This is a genomic window from Bradyrhizobium oropedii, assembly GCF_020889685.1.
Taxonomy (GTDB): domain Bacteria; phylum Pseudomonadota; class Alphaproteobacteria; order Rhizobiales; family Xanthobacteraceae; genus Bradyrhizobium; species Bradyrhizobium oropedii.
Map to the genome: position 1 here is coordinate 1 of NZ_JACMYO010000187.1, position 16,478 is coordinate 16,478.

Genomic DNA, 16,478 nt, shown 5'->3' on the forward strand with positions numbered 1-16,478 from the left:
ATCGCGCTGACGCCGTCGACCACCTTCGCCGCCACGCCGGGGCACGCGCCCAATGCGGTGCGGCTCGCGCTAGCCGCGCCGCCGATGGAGCAGCTCGACCTCGGCCTGCGGACACTGGCGGGAATGCTGAGCGCGACCGAAGAGGATTTCGACTCGACGGAGTGACGTCGCGCATTCACTCCGAGTTATTGGCCTTCGGAACGCAGCGCCAACATCAATAACCACAGGCGGCATACGTCTTTCGAGCGAGACGAAAATGCGCGCCCTCGGCAACGAAGTCCACATCGAGGCACTGGTTGCCTCTGCGATATTCCCCGATCACGCCGCACTGCAGATATTCGAGGTTGATCCGCCAGCGCTTTTCCTGCGGTGAGTAGGTCGCGAAGTCGTGCTGCGCGACCGGCGTTCCCTTGCAAATTCCGGCAACGTACTGCCGCACGTCCGGCGGCAGATTGTCGACGTGATTGTGATCAAGCGGATCATGCTTGTTGCCTACGCTGCCCTTGGAAAGCGCCGGCGGGATGCTCAGGAGCACGAGGCATAGAGCCAAAAATGGAGCCCGGATTGTCATCTGACACTCCAGCTGCAAGCAAATCAGTCGGCAATGTTACAGCGTGTTGCTTACAGCCCGCTTACAGTTCGGTCGCGAGAGCGGCCAACTCACTGACTGCGATCGGCCTTCGGCAAGAGCGCATCGGGCAATTGATCGAAGCTGTAGCGCCGTGGCCGATTGCGGGTGACGAAGCCGCCGACCTGCCAGGTGAACAGCGCGGCAAAGCCCACCAGGAACAGCGCGCCGGTCCAGTTTGCCGTCAGCAACGCCATCAGCAGCAATCCGATCATTGCCACCGCAAGACAGGCCAGCAGCGCCAGTGCGGCAGTGTATGTCTTCGGCCCGAGACCTCCGACCAGCCTGGCCGTGCTGCCTGCCGCCTGCATCCGCCGATGCAGCTCGACGATGAAATCGCGATAGAGATGGCCCTGCGGCGCCACCAGCGTCGCGGTCTGCCAGGTGGTCGAGAGGATCGCGATCCGCCCACCCCTGGCGTTGTCGATGTCGGCGCGAAATCGCTGCTGCTGCATCGAGACCGGGCGATAGGACAATTTCACCACGGAGATGTCGGCGTAATCCCACAGGCCCGACCTGCCGGCGATCCGCCACGACAGCCCGTCCTCGGTCAGCTCGAACTGGTGCGCCGAGCCGATCAATGAGGCCTTGTAGGCATAGCGCACCGCTGCGCCCTCGCCTGCCTCCGGCCGATCCTGCAACGTTGTTGGCAATCCGCCGTTCCACCTGTTCAGACACATCCGCGCGCTTGCATCGGATGTCGCGCCTATCCTACAAGCGAGCCATGCCCGAGACGACCTATTTTCCGCGTTACCTCATCCTCGGCGGCGCGATGATATCCGGCGTGCTGCTGGCGCTCGCCGTGCATATGCTCGGCGCGCGCTACGGGCTCGATCTCGGCGGCCTGTGGCGCTCCGATAGCCACGAATTCATGCCGGCCGGCGCGGCGATCGCGTGGTGGTTGATCGCATCAGTCGGGTTTTCGGGCGGCTATTTCACGGCCAATCTGATGCACAGCGCGGTGGCCGGCCAAATCCCGCAGCGGATGCGGCAGTTCCTGATCGTCGTCGGCGTGCTGATGCTGGCCGGCGCCGGCCAGGCCGCGTCGGCGCCGAGCGCGGTCTCGACAATCTCCGCCGTGCTCGCCGGCCTCGCCGCCCTGTGCCTCGGCGCCGTGATGGCGTTTTGCGGCGCCTATTTTGCTTTGCGCAAGAGCTAGAACGCTTTCGAGAACAATCCAGCGACCCAGCCTTCTCGCAAAATCAGGCCACCGACCGCTCCGGCCGCCGGTGCAGCATCTTGATGATCTCAGCCGCCGGCCGCGGCGGGCTGAACAGATAACCCTGCGCCTGGGTGCAGCCTTCCCGACGCAGCAGGTCGAACTGGGTATCGGTCTCGACCCCCTCGGCCGTGGTGACGATGCCCAGGCTCTTGCCGAGGCCGGTGACCGCGCGCACGATCGCCATCGAGTCCTCGCGTGTCGCAAGGTCGGTCACGAAGGAACGGTCGATCTTGATCTTGTCGAACGGGAAGCTGCGCAGATAGCTCAGCGAGGAATAGCCGGTGCCGAAATCGTCCAGCGAGATCCGGACGCCGAAACCACGCAGCTCGTGCAGCACCGCGAGCGTCGCCTCGCTGTTCTGCAGCAGCACCGATTCGGTAATCTCGAGCTCGAGCCGATCCGCCGACAGGCCCGACGCCTCCAGCGCCGCCTTCACCGACGGCACCAGATTCGGGTTCTTGAACTGCACCGGAGACAGGTTGACGGCGACCGCGATGTCCGCAGGCCATCTCACCGCCTCGGCGCAGGCCTTGCGCAGCACGATCTCGCCCAGCGGCACGATCAGCCCGGTTTCTTCGGCGACCGGAATGAAATTGTTCGGTGCGATCAGCCCGCGCAGCGAATGATTCCAGCGCACCAGCGCCTCGAAGGCGACGACCCGATCGCCCACGACATCGCGGATCGGCTGATAATAGACCTCGAACTCGTCGCGCTGGAGCGCGAGCCGCAGGTCGCGCTCGAGCAGGCGGCGCGCCTGCGCACGCGCATCCATCCCGGTCTCGAAGAACCGATAGGTGCAGCGGCCGTCGGCCTTGGCGCGGTACAGCGCGAGATCGGCCTTTTGCAGCAGCTCGTCGGGATCCTTGCCGTCCTCGGGCGCGAGCGAGATGCCGATGCTGACGCCGATCACGAGTTGATGGCCACCGATCTCGTAGGGTGCGGCGATGCGCTCGACCACCTGACTTGCCAGCGACGACACGACCGACGGCTCGCAGTTGCTGCAGAACTGCACGATGGCGAATTCGTCGCCGCCGAGCCGCGCCACGGTGTCGTGCTCGGTCACGCATTCGCCGAGCCGGCGCGCGACTTCGCGGAGCAGCGCATCGCCGATCGGATGTCCAAGCGTGTCGTTGATTTCCTTGAAATGATCGAGATCGAGACAGAGCACCGCGAGCTGGTCGGAGCGCTTGGCCAACCGCGAGGCCTTCTCGAGCTGCTCGCGGAACAGCGTCCGGTTCGGCAGATTGGTCAGCGCATCATGCCGCGCCATGTGCGAGATCTGTTCCTGGGCCTGCTGCCATTCGGTGATGTCTTCGAAGGTCGCGACCCAGCCGCCGCCCTTCATCGGCTGATCGACGACGCGGATCGCGCGCTCGTTGCGGCTGATGATCCGCGTTCCGCTGTTGCCGGCCTTGGCCTCGGCGATCAGGGCATCGCAGAGTTCTTCGGGATCGCCGTCCCACTCGTCGATGGAATGGAGGTCCTGCAGGACGTCGATCAACAGACGTCCCTGGAGCGGCACGCGATTGCGCCCCATCATTTCGCTGTAGCGCTCGTTGAACAACATGATGCGGCCGTCAGCGTCGAACATGCACAGTCCCTGCGACATATTCTCGAGCGCGGTATCCAGCACCATCTTCTGCTTGTGAAGCTCGGTCTTGGCGCGACGATCGAGGATGGAGGCGATCAGCGAGAGGCCGAGGATCGCGAACGCTGCAACTGCGGTCATGAACGACAGCACGCGCGGCGAGACCGACATTCCGTCGGGAACGATCGTCGGATCCGGGACCAGTGTCACCGCGCCCATCGCGGTGAAATGATGCGAGACGATCGCGACGGTCAGAAGACCGGTGGCGGCGGCCGTCAGTCCAAACCGTTCGCCACGCGCGGCAACGACGAGCGCGAGCGCGCCAAGCAGGCTTCCGAATGCGATCGACGCGGCCACGATGCCGGGCGACCAAACGATGCGGGCGGGCAGCTCCAGCCCCAGCATGCCGGTGTAGTGCATGGCGGCGACACCGGCGCCGACGATCGCGCCACCGGCCGCAACCGTCCACCAGCGCTGATCGAGTGTTGCGACCGCCAATCCGACGGCAAGGATCGCAACCGCGAGCACCAGAGACAGCAACGTGATGGGAATGTTGTATCCGGCCTCGATGCCGGGATCGTACGCCAGCATGGCGACGAAATGGGTAGCCCAGATACCGCAACCGCCGACCGCCGCATCGAGACCGATCCAGATCTCGCGGGCACGGCCCTCCGCAGCGCGGGCGCGGTGAAACAGGCTGATCGCGACGGCACTAGCGAGCAGGCAGATCACCCCACCAAGGACGACCAACCGCCAGTCATGTTCCAAGGTGAGACAGGTTAGAACGCGATACATATAGGCCCCCGTTATGGACCCATAAGAACAGGCGCATTCGTGTACGAACGGTAACCGCATCGCAGCAAGGCTCCACGCATGGTGAAGAAGCCTTGAATGAGAAGGAATTCGCCTCGGAAAACGGTGGCTGCGCGGACGCTTAGCTGCGCGGACGCTTATCTGACTTGCTCACGCAAGCCCCAGCGCAATGTCGCGTTCGCGCCAATTCTCGTAAGCGCGCTTGCGACGATGCGCCGATCCAGATCAGCGCGGCGGCCGCAAGCAACACAGCGGCCGAGATACCGAGGGCCGCATGCAGGCCGGCGATGAAGGCCGCGGACCGGCTGACCATCGAGCCGAACAGCGCGACGCCAAGCACGCTGCCGGTCTGCCGGGTCGCATTCAGCACCCCGGCAGCGATGCCGGCATGCTGCGGCTCCGCACTGCCGAGCAACGTCGACGTCAAGGGCGGGACCAGAAGGCCGAGGCCGCCGCTGATCGCCAGCAGTTGCAGGCAGATCGCCGGATAGCCGGTGCCGGCGCCAATGAACAGCAGCGCCAGGCATCCGGCGGCCGAGAGCGCGGCGCCGAGCGCGATTGTCCGCGGCGCGCCGATCCGCTCCGCAACATGCGGCGCGATCAAATTGGCGGGCAGCACGGCGCCGAGCATCGGCACGAACGCCAGGCCAGTTGCGAACGCCGACAGTCCGTTGACCTGCTGGAAGTAGAGGCTGAGCACGAAGATCAGGCCATAGAACGCGACGTTGACGAGGAGGCCGACGATCGACGTCAGCGCGAACATCCTGCGGCTGAACAGCGCGAGCGGCAGCATCGGCTGCTCCGCGCGGGCCTCGCGCCAGACGAACAGCACGGAGAAGATCGCGGCGAGAACGAAGCCTGCGACCACGAACGGGCTGCCCCAGCCGAGCGCACCGCCTTCGATCAGCGCGCCGGCCAGCGTGCCCAGCGCGGCAATCGCGGCTAACTGGCCCGGCAGATCGAGCCGGTGCTGCTGATGGCGCGTGGTCTCGCCCGCAAAACGCCAGGCGAGCCAAAGGCCGGCCAGGCCGATCGGCAGATTGACCAGGAAGATCGCGCGCCAGCCGACCAGGGTGATCAGTCCGCCGCCGACGAACGGGCCCGCGGTCAGCGCAAGGCTCGCACCTGCGGCCCAAACGCCGACCGCGCGTCCCCGCGCCTTCTCGTCGGCATAGGCGTGGCGGAGCAGCGCGAGCGAGTTCGGCACCAGGATGGCCGCGGCCAATCCCTGCACGCAGCGCGCAACGATCAGCGTCACGGCATCAGGCGCGAGCGCGCAGGCGACCGATGAAGCGGTGAAGATCGCAAAGCCGGCCATGAAGATGCGCTTGGCACCGATCCGGTCGCCGAGCGCGCCTGCGGTCAGGATGAACGCGGCGAATGCGATGGTGTAGGCGCTGACCACCCATTGCAGTTCGGCAACGCCGCCGCCGAGCGAGGCGCCGATGGCGTTGAGCGCGGTGTTGACGATGGTGACGTCGAGCTGCACGACGCCGTAGCCGAGACTCATCGCGGCGAGCGTCAACGTCGCCGCAAGCCCGCTCGACCGTTGATGCGGCGCCGCGCGCCGGTCGGGCACGCGCCGGAGATTCGCAGATGTCTGTCGCATGGTGCTGTCCTCGCTCTCGGCAACCAATGCGAGACATAGGCATTCGTTTCGATAGAACACTTCGTCAACGATCGAAGTGTGGCATCGTCATGCCGGCCGGGCCGCACGACCGTGGCCCAGCTTGCGCGGCGTTTTGCCTCAATAGACCTACGGACCGCCTCCGGAGCGCCGCATTCCGGCCCGCGCAGTGGTCCACAGAACACTCCATGCTCATGCGCGCGTCGACTTCACACTTTGGTAAACGCCACGGCGGGCTCCAACGTCCCCGTGCCGATGCATATCGTCCATTCGCTTCGCGCCACCTGCCCCGCGGCGGCGCCGAGACGACCGCAAAATCGGCGAAATTGCCGACGAAATCGCCGGGAACGGCGGAACATGGAGTGATCCTGTCACAGCGGACGGCATGTCTGCGACTCACATTCCGCAGCGCGAGAACATATGTAGCCAGTATGACAATGACGCTGGACAGGAGCGGAAGGTTGGCTTGTCAAGGGCTGCACAACGCATCGGTTTTGCCTTATGGGTCATCACGTACGGTGCGCTTGCCCGTCACCCGTCGCCGTACGTGACCGGGTCCCACTGAAATTGCCGCCCGCCGGGAGGATGAATGCTTCGGCTGCTGACCACGCTTGGGCGTGGTTTCAAGGAAACGATCGGCTGGAAACGGCTCGGGATCGCTGCGAGTGTGTTGATCATCGCGGCTGCGGTCACGACGCTGGTGCACACCCTGAAGGGCGTCGATACCGGCATCATCCTCACCGCGCTGACCGACATCGCGCCGCACCGGATCGCGCTGGCGGCGCTGTGCGTGGTCGGAGCGTTCTGCACGCTGACCTTCTATGACTTCTTCGCGCTGCGCACGATCGGCAAGACCCACGTCCCCTACCGCATCGCAGCGCTGTCGAGCTTCACCAGCTATACGATCGGTCACAATATCGGCGCCACCGTCTTCACCGGCGGCGCGATCCGCTTCCGGATCTATTCCGATTACGGCCTTTCCGCGATCGACGTCGCCAAGATCTGCTTTCTGTCGGGCCTGACCTTCTGGCTCGGCAATTTGTTCGTGCTCGGCTTCGGCATGGCCTGGCATCCCGCGGCGGCATCGGCGATGGACCTGCTGCCGCCGGCGATGAACCGGCTGATCGCGCTCGGCTGTCTTGCCGGCATCGGCGCCTATTTCGTCTGGCTCCTGACCGGCGAGAAACGCCGCGAGCTCGGCCAGAACGGCTGGAAGGTGGTGCTGCCATCGGCCAAGCTGACGCTGTTGCAGATCTTCATCGGCGTGGTCGATCTCGGCTTCTGCGCGCTCGCGATGTACCTCTTGATGCCGACCGAGCCGCATATCGACTTCGTCTCGCTGGCGGTCGTGTTCATTCTGGCGACGCTGCTCGGCTTCGCGAGCCATGCCCCCGGCTCGATCGGCGTGTTCGATGCCGCGATGCTGGTGGCGCTGCCGGAGTTCAGCAAGGAGCAATTGCTGGCGACGCTGGTCGTGTTCCGTATCCTCTATTTCCTGATCCCGTTCGGGATTTCGATCTCGATCATGGGCATGCGCGAGCTGTGGCTCAACGTGGTGCAGCCATGGCAGGAACGAAAGAGATTGAGCCAAGCCTGCACGGCTTCGGCGACCGTGCGGCAACCGATCGAAAGCCGGCAGCAGCGGATCAGGCAGCTGAAGCGGTAACAGGCAACGTTATCGGCCCTCGTCCGGGTTCTTCGATCCCGGATTTTCGATCCCCGCCGCCGCTTCTCTTATTTTCGCCGTACCACTCGCGTCAAACCGCGCCATGATTGGCTTTTTGGTTCGATTTTCGCTACGTGTGACGATCGGCAGCGTGCTGCTCGGCAGCGCACTGACGGCGGTATTCCCGTCAGCCGCGGACGCCCAGGACAGCTCGCTGCAGATCTCCTGGGAGGTCCGCAACCGCTTCCGTCTGTTCCGCGAGGAACGCGACTTCCGTCTGCATGTCGAAAGCGGGCTGGGCCGCAGCGTGCTGGCCTCGGAACAGGCGCTGGAACTGCAAAGCGACGGTCGCGGCTGGGCACGCAACACGGTCAACCGGCTCTGCATCGACCTGCAAGGCCGCGTCAACGAGCCCTGCACCCGCGACAACGTCAAGGAAAGCTATCTGACGCCGATCGATCACCCGATCGTCGTGCGGCTCACCGGCCCGGTTCCGGTCGGCGCCACCTGCGCCTGGTCGTTCGACGACGGCGACGGGCCGCAATCCCAGACATTCGATTGTGCCGAGCCGGTCAATCTGCGGGTCCGATACGGCCGCACCACGGTCGCGACCGTCGACGTCGCAAGCGGCGCGGAGGCCAACCAGCGCGTGACGACGCAGATCGCGGTGCGTGACCTGCTGATCGCGGGCCTCGGCGACAGCATCGCATCCGGCGAGGGCAATCCGGACCGCGCGATTGCGCTCTCCGACGATGGGTTCTGCTTCCGCTCCTATCTCGGCGGCGCGCAGTATTACCGGCCGAGCCGCGCCGGGTACAAAGGCGGGCGCGCCTGCGAAGCGCCGGATACCCTGACGAACTGGCAGCGCCAGAGCGCGCTGTGGCTCAACTCGGCGTGCCACCGCTCGCTGTACAGCTACCAGACCCGCACCGCGCTTGCGCTCGCCGTGCAATATCCGCACATCGCAGTGACCTATCTGCCGCTGGCGTGCACCGGCGCCACCATCGCCGACGGCCTGCTCGGCTCGCAGCAGGCGCGGGAATGTCTGCCGACCAAAACCGCCAACACCTGCTCGGGCACCGTCAACGGCCAGATTGCGGAGCTGCGCACGGCGCTCGCCGCCGCCAAGCGCCGGCAGCCGGACCGCACGCTCGACCTCGTGCTGCTGTCGATCGGCGCCAACGATATCTACTTCTCCGGCCTCGTCGCCAACGTGATCGTCGACACGCCGACCGAGCGTACGCTGTTCAGCCGCGGCAGCTCGATGGCCAGCGTCGACGATGCCCGTTCGGCACTGGCGCGCGACCTGCCGACTGGTTTTGCCAAGCTGCGCGATGCGCTGAAGCCTCTGGTCGGCGGCGACCTGTCCCGCGTGATCTACACGGCCTATGCCAATCCGGCGCTGGCCAATGGCGGCACGCACTGCCCCGGCGGCCGCGCCGGCTTCGATATCCACCCCTCGTTCAATGCCGATCCGCGGCGGCTCGCGGAGGTCTCGAGCTTCGTGCAGAACGAGTTCCTGCCGCAGCTCAAGGCGCTCGCGCAGTGCCAGTCCGGCATCATCTGCCGCAATCCGCAGGCTGACCGCATGACCTTCGTCGACGCGCATCAGGAGGCGTTTGCGAGCCACGGTTTCTGCGCGCGCGCATCGACCGATCCGGAGTTCGACCGCGACTGCTTCGCCGCCAATGGCGACAGCTTCGAGTCCGACATCGTCGCCGCAGCCAACCAGCCGCTCAAATGCGGCCGCAGCGCCGGCGAATACCGCGCCTACCTGCCGCGCGCGCGCTGGATCCGCGACGCCAACGACAGCTATTTCGCGGCGATGACGTACCCGCAGGGCCTGCCGTCCTCGATGCAGCCGACCGACATCCACGACGCGACCTGGGGCATCCTGTCGGCAGTGTATGGTGGCGCAGTGCATCCGAGTGCCGAAGGCCATGCGGCAATGGCCGATGCCGCAGCGCCCGCGGCCGCCACCGTGCTGCAGTTGAACACCAGTGTGCCCGAGGTGATTTCCGAGCCGGTCGCGCCGCTGCCGACCGCGCCGGAGCAACGCTGAACGCTCGCGCTGAACGCGCGCGGCTGCGTGTGAACGCGATCCTGATCGACAACGAGAGAGAGAGTGTGTGTGAGGTCTTAGTGCCGCTTCGTCGCCGGCACGGGCGCTGGCGGCGGCTTCACCGCCGCAGCTTGCGCCGGCAGATATTTGGCGACGATCGCCGGATCGAGCTGGGCCATCGCGGTGTCGGGCAGCCGGGTCCAGACCTCATCCTTGCCGAACAGCGAAATGCCGAGATAGCCGCGCATGGTCAGCGTCTGCCCATCGGCACTCAGCGTCATCTTGGCCTTGTAGATCTTGCCGTTGCGCGGATCGAGCACGTTGCCGCCCTCATAGGCCAGCCCGTTGCGCTTCATGTCGCGGATGAGAGGGATGCCGAGCCACGGCATGTCCTTGCGATCGTCGGTGCATTTCGAGCAGACCGGATTGGGCGGATCGGCAGGCGATGAAAACATCTTTGCGATTATGCCCTCGAACAAGCCGTTGCGCTCGATCACCAGGAACCAGCCCTCCGGCTTGCCGTCTTCGATCTTCTGCCAGAGGCCGGCCGCCGACAGCTCGGCCGCCGAAGCCGCAAGCGGAGCGGCTAGCGCAAAGGCCGTCGCGATCGCAAAGATCAGCCGAAGTCTGGACAGCGTGTTCCGCATCATCATCACCTGATCGATCGACAAACCCGAATGGCAGCAGACTACGGCCATTTCACGGAGCGTTCCAGTACCCGCGCCGCGCAGCAACAGGCCCATGCCCCTGGCATTGGTCGCTGTTGGAGTGGAATCAGTTCACTCCAAGCTTCTTCTGCAAACTCGATGACGAGGTTGTGTACTGGAACACCAGCCGCTTGTCCGGATACACGTAGCGGTGCGCCTTCTGCGCCATCAGCGCGCCCTCGTGGAAGCCGGAGAGAATGAGCTTCAGCTTGCCCGGATAGGTGTTGATGTCGCCGATCGCGAAGATGCCTGACACGTTGGTCTCGAACGCCGCGGTGTCGACCGGCACCAGATTGTTCTCCAGCGCAACGCCCCAGCTCGCGACCGGGCCGAGTTTCATGGTGAGCCCGAAGAACGGCAACATCGTATCGCATGCGATCGTCGAAACCGCATTGTCGTTGGCCTTCAGTGCGGCGCCCGAGAGTTGACCGTCGGCGCCTTCGAGCCCCGTGACCTGTCCGATCTTCAGATCCATCCTGCCGTCGGCGACCAGCGCGCGCATCTGCTCGACGCTGTGCGGCGCCGCGCGAAAATCGTCGCGCCGATGCAGCAGCGTGATGCGCTTCGCGATCGGATGCAGATTAAGCGTCCAGTCGAGCGCGGAGTCGCCGCCGCCGACGATCAGGACGTTCTTGTCGCGGAACTGCTCCATCTTGCGCACCGCGTAAAACACCGACGTGCCTTCATAGGCCTCGATGCCGGGCACCGGAGGACGCTTCGGCTGGAACGAGCCGCCGCCGGCCGAGATCACGACCACCTTGGCTTCGAACTCCTTGCCGGCGTCGGTCTTCACGCGGAACAGCGGATCGCCGATCTTCTCGATGCTCTCCACCATCTCGTTGAGGTGGAAGGTCGGGCCGAACGGCTTGATCTGCTCCAGCAGCTGCTCGGTGAGGCCCTGGCCGGTGACGAACGGAATACCGGGAATATCGTAGATCGGCTTCTCGGGATAAAGCTCGGCGCACTGCCCGCCGATCTTGTCGAGGATGTCGACCAGATGCACCTTCATGTCGAGCAGGCCCAGTTCGAACACGGCGAACAGTCCGCAGGGGCCCGCGCCAATAATCAGCACATCGGTCTTGATCGCTTCGCTCATGTCCGCTTCTTTTCAGTTGAGGTTGACTGGACGGCTTTTCGCCTGTCCCGCCAAGTATGGCCGGATCGGGACATGCATAATAGGGACAGCGGCTGGCGCGGCAACCCCTTGCCGAGCTTGCGCAACTCGGCTGTATGGGCAGGAAACCGACGGAGATCCCTCGTGAACGCCCCTGTCCGCGCCGACGATGCACTGCGCCTGGAAGACTTTCCCTACCGCCTGTCCGACAATGTGCGCTTTGCCGATCTCGACCCCAATGGGCACGTCAACAACGCCGTCTATGCAAGCTATTTTGAAACCGGCCGTGTCACGCTGGTGAAGGATCCGACCATGGGGCTGATGCCGGCGGGGCTCGGCTGGATCATGGTGCGCCTCGACATCCATTTCCGCGCCGAGCTGCACTGGCCCGGCCAGATCGAGCTCGGGCTCGGCCTCGTCAAGTTCGGGCGGACATCGACCACCTTCGATCAAGTGGTGTTTTCGGAGGGGCGCTGCGTTGCGTCGGCGAAAGCGGTCACCGTGATGATCGACGAGGCCACGCGCAGGCCGACGCCGCTGACGGCGGAGGTCAAGGAGAACTTCCGCCGCTGGGTCCGTCGCGGCGTGAATCCGGACGGCGAATAAGAGACCTCAAGGCGTTTTCGAGCGAAGTGGACGCCGGTTCGCGCGAAGAAACGCACCAAAAACAAAGCTGGAGCTTCGGTTCTGATTCAATCAGAACCGAAAAGCTTTAGGCCTGCCGTTCCGGCGTCGACACGACCAATCCGTCGAGTTCGTCGGTGACCTTGATCTGGCAAGACAGACGCGAGTTCGGACGCACGTCGAAGCCGAAATCCAGCATGTCCTCTTCCATCGGCGACGGCGCGCCGACCTTCTCGCGCCACGCTTCATCGACATAGACATGGCAGGTCGCACAGGCGCAGGCGCCGCCGCATTCGGCTTCAATGCCGGGAATGGCGTTGCGGATCGCGCCTTCCATCACCGTCGCGCCGTTCTCGATATCAATGGAGCGTTTCTCGCCGGAATGGTCGATAAAGTGGATTTTGGCCATGATTGCTCGTGCTGCCGGAATGCGCCGGACGATGGATGGAAAGGTCCCGGCAGTCGTATAACGGGTCGATCCGCACAGCGCTAGCGCGGAGACCGAAAACCTGCCAGCCGGCCAGGACGGTATCCAGGCCGCTGCGGCGAGCCGTTGAGGTCAGGCAGAAGCCTAGGAGCGGCCCAGAATCAGCTCGATCGCGGTGCGCGCCTCGGCAATTGCGGCCCCGAGCGCGGCAAGCGGTTGGGCCGGATCGGAACCAGCGGCCAGCGCGTTCTCCAGATGGGCGGCAGACTCGGCGACGCCGAAGGCGCCAATCGCCCGCGCCGACCCTTTCAGGGTGTGGGCGTGGGTCGGAGCCTCGGGCGGCAAGGCGGCCAGCTCTCCGAGGATCCGGGCCGACTGGGTCGAGAACATGGCCAGGACTTCCCGCTCCAGGTCCGGATCACCCAATGTCATGCGCCGAAGGTGATCGACGTCGATCGGGCCGCCGCCAGGCGCGAGCGGCGGTGATTGCGTCCATTCAACCCGTTCGAGATGAAGCGGCATGGCCTGTCCCTGTCGTCTCCGCCAGGCCTCGCCGGGCGGATCGTCGGCCAGCCAATCACGAAACTGGTTAACGGATTGTTGTCGGGATGATCGGCAAAACCGCCCGATTCTGGACAATTTCCGGACACAATCGGCGCGCTACGGCAGGAATTTCGAGTACCCATAAGGCCTTATGGCGCAAAGCTGTTAACGATGATTAAGAAAGTATTAATCGCAAGCATTTCATTCGCATCACTCTCCCCATAGGATGTTTGCGGATGTAGCGGACAAGCCGCCGAGGGGGGCGCTTGCGCTCCGCTTGTGGGCACCGGCTTCGAGCTTGCGTGGGGACAATCGCAGGCTCGCCGACGCGTAAAATAGTGAGAGGGTCAGACTGAACATGGCGAACACTCCCAAGAAGGTCAAAGATCCCACCGAAGTCGCGCTTTCTGCCATCCAGGAAGCCCTCAACATCAGCGAACAGGGCGCGGAGCACCGCAGCTCCCTCAACGAAGGCGCCGCGCCGCCCAGCCTGCCGCCATCAGCTCCGGATTTTTCGGCCACAGCGTTCGAGTCCCGCGCGAATAACGATCGATCGGCGTTCGAGCCGATCGAGGAGCCGCGCGCCCCGCGCCGCGCCGCCAACGATGATCGCGAGACCATCGGCCAGATGCTGCAGACGCTGCAGGGAGGCGCGCCCGCAACGCCTTCACGCTGTTCTTTGTCTGCTCCGGCGCCTGGCTGCTCGGCGGCGTCATCCTCACCATCGCGTTCTGGCCGGCCCTGCAGGCTTCGATGGCCCAGGGTACCGGCGTGCTGGTGCTCGCCGGTCTCGCCGCGCTGTTCGCCGTTCCGGTCCTGCTGTTCTACTATCTCGCCAGCCTCGCCTCGCACGGTCAGCGCATGCAGATGATCGCGCAATCGATGGCGCAGGTCGCGATGCGATTCTCCGAACCGGAAAACGCCGCCGCCGATTCCATGGTGACGGTCGGCCAGGCGATCCGCCGCGAAGTCGCCGCGATGGGCGACGGCGTCGAGCGCGCGATTGCGCGCGCCGGCGAACTCGAGACCCTCGTTGCCAACGAGGTTGCGGCGCTGGAGCGCGCCTACTCCGACAATGAAGTGCGCATCCGCGCGCTGCTGCAGGACATCGCCCACCAGCGCGACAACCTGGTCGGCCAGGCCGAGCAGGTGCGCAGCGCGATCTCCGGCGTGCAGATCGACCTGCGCCACGACATCGCGCTGATCTCGGACGCGATCGCCTCGCGCGTCGACGAGGTCGCCAAGAGCATCACCGGCGCGCTGGAAGAGCGCGGCCAGCACATCACGACCGCGCTGAGCCATGCCGGCGACAACATGATCCTCGCGCTCGGCGAGCGCGGCGGCGACCTGCTCGACCGCCTCGAGGAAGCCAGCGCCGAGACCACGCGTGCGGTGATGGACGCCTCCGAGCGGCTGACCACCAGCCTCAACTTCAAGACCGGCCACGTCCATGACGAGTTCGTCGATCTGGCCGATCGCGTCCACGAGATGCTGAACGAGCGCATCGATCGCATCACCGGCGAGTTCGAGCAGCGTTCGTCGGTTATCGTCGACGGCATCTCCGACCGCACCGAGGAGGTCCACGATTCCCTGAAGAACTCCGCGGATTCGCTGCTGCTCGAGCTCGAGCTGCGCAGCAACGACCTCGTTAGCAAGATCGACGACGCCGGCAACCGCCTCGCCGGCCAGATAATGACCTCCGGCGACAGGGCGAGCGAGGCGCTCGACGTCACCGTCAATTCGCTGGTCGCCAAGGTGGTGGGCCAGACCGAGACCGCGCACGACTCGCTGTCGCTGCAGATGAGCGCGTTCGACGACCTGGTGAGGAACCACGGCAGCGAGCTCGCCGAGAAATTCGCCCGCGATTCCGGCACGCTGGGCGCCCTGATCACCCGCCACATCTCGGAATTCGACCGCACGGTGAAGACCTTCGGCGGCGACATCGTCGAGCGCATGGGCCAGCGGACCCAGGACATTGCCGACAGCCTGAAGACCTATGTCGACACCTTCGACCATCGCGTCACCACGAATAGCGGCGAGATCACCGCTTCGCTCGACCAGCGCCTGCTGCAGTTCGAGACCACGCTCGGCAGCCGCGTCACCCATCTCGACGCCTCGCTGAACGACAAGCTGTCGTCGTTCGACAGCTCGCTCGCCACCAAGATCGGCACGTTCGACGGCCGCCTGCAGTCGCTGGACGACGCGATCGACGGCCGCATGAAGACGATCGAGGTTACCTTCGAGAGCCGCGCCAAGTCGGTCACCGACACCATCGACGGCCATCTCGGTACGCTCGCGACGCAGCTGACCGAAGGCGCCACCCAGGCAATCCACTCGATCGACTCGCGGCTCGGCCTGCTCACCACGACCCTGACCGAGGGCACCGTGCAGGCGATCGCCGCGGTCGACCACCGCATCAACGGCGTCACCGAAACCATCGACGGCCACAGCATCCGCCTCGTCGACACCATCAACGGCCACAGCACCCGGCTCGCCGATACCATCAACGGTCACAACACCCGTCTCGTCGAGACCATCAGTGGCCACAGCTCGAACCTGACCGACACCATCTCGGCACGCTTCGCCGACATCCAGCAGGGCATCGAGAGCCGCGTCGGCGTGATCGCCGGTGACATCGACACCCGCGTCGCGCAGTTCGAGGACCTCCTGGGCTCGCGCGTCGAGGCCGTCGCTGGCCGCATCGAGAGCAGCGGCCGCCAGGCGAGCGAGGACCTGATGTCCCGCGCCGAGCTGTTGTCGTCGAGCATCAAGTCGCATGTCGAGGACGCCGAACGCTCGCTGACCAACCTCGTGGTCAACACCAGCGAAACCATCCAGACCGGCGCGCGCACCGCGCAGCAGGCGCTGCTCACCGTGTCCGCGGATGTCGGCAACCAGCTCAAGCAGAGCTCCGCCGAGGTCGAGAGCGTGCTGACCGCGGTCGGCACCAGCGCCGCCAACTCGATCCTCACCAGTGCCCGCGACGCCCAGGTCTCGCTGGTCTCCGCATCCGGCGACGTCGCTCGCAGATCAAGGCGCTGTCGGAGGACGTCGAGCGCACGCTGCAGGCGGCCGGCAGCGCCACCGCAGCCTCGGTGCTGTCCGGCGCCCGCGACGCGCAGACCACGCTGGTCTCGGCCTCGATCGAAGCCGCAAGCCAGGTCAAGTCGCTGGCTTCCGATGTCGAGCAATCGCTGTCGATGTCCGGCTCAGCGGCCGCCGAAGCGATCATGACCGGTGCCCGCGAGGCCCAGACCACGCTGATCGCGACGTCGGCCGACGTCACGGGCCAGGTCAAGTCTCTCGCCAGCGACGTCGAGCGCTCACTCTCGATGGCCGGCTCCGCGACCGCGGAAGCCGTCGTCGCCTCCGCCCGCGAGGCCCAGAGCACGCTGGCCGGCGCGTCGACCGAAGCCACCAACCTGGTCCGCACGCTCGCGGCCGACATGCAGCACTC

12 protein-coding genes and 2 pseudogenes are annotated in these 16,478 nt (G+C 65.3%); 6 read left to right on the forward strand and 8 right to left on the reverse strand.

Features of this window, described 5'->3' with window-relative positions:
* Positions 1 to 165: pseudogene (locus H8A95_RS34885) on the forward strand (PLP-dependent aminotransferase family protein); the annotation flags it as partial.
* 49 nt (positions 166 to 214) lie between these two features.
* Here H8A95_RS34885 and H8A95_RS34890 read toward each other — a convergent pair.
* Positions 215 to 571 carry a hypothetical protein gene (locus H8A95_RS34890; RefSeq protein WP_229187261.1) on the reverse strand — a complete coding sequence of 119 codons (357 nt, stop codon included), beginning with the start codon at positions 569 to 571 and terminating at the stop codon, positions 215 to 217.
* A gap of 89 nt (positions 572 to 660) precedes the next feature.
* Entirely contained in the window at positions 661 to 1,269 is a 609-nt protein-coding gene (locus H8A95_RS34895; RefSeq protein WP_420839507.1) for a hypothetical protein, read from the reverse strand.
* Between the two features lie 83 nt (positions 1,270 to 1,352).
* Between H8A95_RS34895 and H8A95_RS34900 the strand changes: the two genes are divergently transcribed.
* A complete protein-coding gene (locus tag H8A95_RS34900) occupies positions 1,353 to 1,787 on the forward strand; it encodes a hypothetical protein (protein WP_021077998.1) in 435 nt (144 codons plus the stop codon).
* A gap of 43 nt (positions 1,788 to 1,830) precedes the next feature.
* Here H8A95_RS34900 and H8A95_RS34905 read toward each other — a convergent pair whose 3' ends face one another.
* Positions 1,831 to 4,233 carry an EAL domain-containing protein gene (locus H8A95_RS34905; protein ID WP_229187263.1) on the reverse strand — a complete coding sequence of 801 codons (2,403 nt, stop codon included), beginning with the start codon at positions 4,231 to 4,233 and terminating at the stop codon, positions 1,831 to 1,833.
* Between the two features lie 139 nt (positions 4,234 to 4,372).
* Positions 4,373 to 5,860 carry an MFS transporter gene (locus H8A95_RS34910; RefSeq protein ID WP_229187264.1) on the reverse strand — a complete coding sequence of 496 codons (1,488 nt, stop codon included), beginning with the start codon at positions 5,858 to 5,860 and terminating at the stop codon, positions 4,373 to 4,375.
* 607 nt (positions 5,861 to 6,467) lie between these two features.
* On the opposite strand from H8A95_RS34910, the gene H8A95_RS34915 reads away from it, so the two are divergent.
* Positions 6,468 to 7,544, forward strand: coding sequence for a lysylphosphatidylglycerol synthase transmembrane domain-containing protein (locus tag H8A95_RS34915; protein WP_229187265.1), 1,077 nt, complete (start codon positions 6,468 to 6,470; stop codon positions 7,542 to 7,544).
* 103 nt (positions 7,545 to 7,647) lie between these two features.
* Positions 7,648 to 9,606 carry an SGNH/GDSL hydrolase family protein gene (locus H8A95_RS34920; RefSeq protein WP_229187266.1) on the forward strand — a complete coding sequence of 653 codons (1,959 nt, stop codon included), beginning with the start codon at positions 7,648 to 7,650 and terminating at the stop codon, positions 9,604 to 9,606.
* A gap of 77 nt (positions 9,607 to 9,683) precedes the next feature.
* Here H8A95_RS34920 and H8A95_RS34925 read toward each other — a convergent pair whose 3' ends face one another.
* Complete coding sequence (locus H8A95_RS34925) at positions 9,684 to 10,253, reverse strand: DUF2147 domain-containing protein (RefSeq protein WP_420839506.1); 570 nt, start codon at positions 10,251 to 10,253, stop codon at positions 9,684 to 9,686.
* Positions 10,254 to 10,380: 127 nt separating this feature from the next.
* Entirely contained in the window at positions 10,381 to 11,409 is a 1,029-nt protein-coding gene (locus tag H8A95_RS34930) for an NAD(P)/FAD-dependent oxidoreductase (RefSeq protein ID WP_229187267.1), read from the reverse strand.
* Between the two features lie 162 nt (positions 11,410 to 11,571).
* Between H8A95_RS34930 and H8A95_RS34935 the strand changes: the two genes are divergently transcribed.
* The gene (locus tag H8A95_RS34935; protein ID WP_229187268.1) at positions 11,572 to 12,033 is read left to right on the forward strand and encodes an acyl-CoA thioesterase; all 462 of its coding nucleotides are present in this window, start codon (positions 11,572 to 11,574) and stop codon (positions 12,031 to 12,033) included.
* A 106-nt stretch (positions 12,034 to 12,139) separates the two neighbouring features.
* Here H8A95_RS34935 and H8A95_RS34940 read toward each other — a convergent pair whose 3' ends face one another.
* Positions 12,140 to 12,460, reverse strand: a complete 321-nt coding sequence (locus H8A95_RS34940; RefSeq protein ID WP_021078007.1) for a 2Fe-2S iron-sulfur cluster-binding protein — start codon at positions 12,458 to 12,460, stop codon at positions 12,140 to 12,142.
* Between the two features lie 162 nt (positions 12,461 to 12,622).
* Positions 12,623 to 13,000, reverse strand: a complete 378-nt coding sequence (locus tag H8A95_RS34945) for an Hpt domain-containing protein (protein WP_229187269.1) — start codon at positions 12,998 to 13,000, stop codon at positions 12,623 to 12,625.
* A 379-nt stretch (positions 13,001 to 13,379) separates the two neighbouring features.
* On the opposite strand from H8A95_RS34945, the pseudogene H8A95_RS34950 reads away from it, so the two are divergent.
* Positions 13,380 to 16,478: pseudogene (locus H8A95_RS34950) on the forward strand (apolipoprotein A-IV repeat region-like domain-containing protein); the annotation flags it as partial.

Coding starts and splice junctions, on each gene's coding strand:
- H8A95_RS34890 (WP_229187261.1), bottom strand. CDS start 571: ATGACAATCCGGGCTCCATTTTTGGCTCTATGCCTCGTGCTCCTGAGC.
- H8A95_RS34900 (WP_021077998.1), top strand. CDS start 1,353: ATGCCCGAGACGACCTATTTTCCGCGTTACCTCATCCTCGGCGGCGCG.
- H8A95_RS34905 (WP_229187263.1), bottom strand. CDS start 4,233: ATGTATCGCGTTCTAACCTGTCTCACCTTGGAACATGACTGGCGGTTG.
- H8A95_RS34910 (WP_229187264.1), bottom strand. CDS start 5,860: ATGCGACAGACATCTGCGAATCTCCGGCGCGTGCCCGACCGGCGCGCG.
- H8A95_RS34915 (WP_229187265.1), top strand. CDS start 6,468: ATGCTTCGGCTGCTGACCACGCTTGGGCGTGGTTTCAAGGAAACGATC.
- H8A95_RS34920 (WP_229187266.1), top strand. CDS start 7,648: ATGATTGGCTTTTTGGTTCGATTTTCGCTACGTGTGACGATCGGCAGC.
- H8A95_RS34925 (WP_420839506.1), bottom strand. CDS start 10,253: ATGCGGAACACGCTGTCCAGACTTCGGCTGATCTTTGCGATCGCGACG.
- H8A95_RS34930 (WP_229187267.1), bottom strand. CDS start 11,409: ATGAGCGAAGCGATCAAGACCGATGTGCTGATTATTGGCGCGGGCCCC.
- H8A95_RS34940 (WP_021078007.1), bottom strand. CDS start 12,460: ATGGCCAAAATCCACTTTATCGACCATTCCGGCGAGAAACGCTCCATT.
- H8A95_RS34945 (WP_229187269.1), bottom strand. CDS start 13,000: ATGCCGCTTCATCTCGAACGGGTTGAATGGACGCAATCACCGCCGCTC.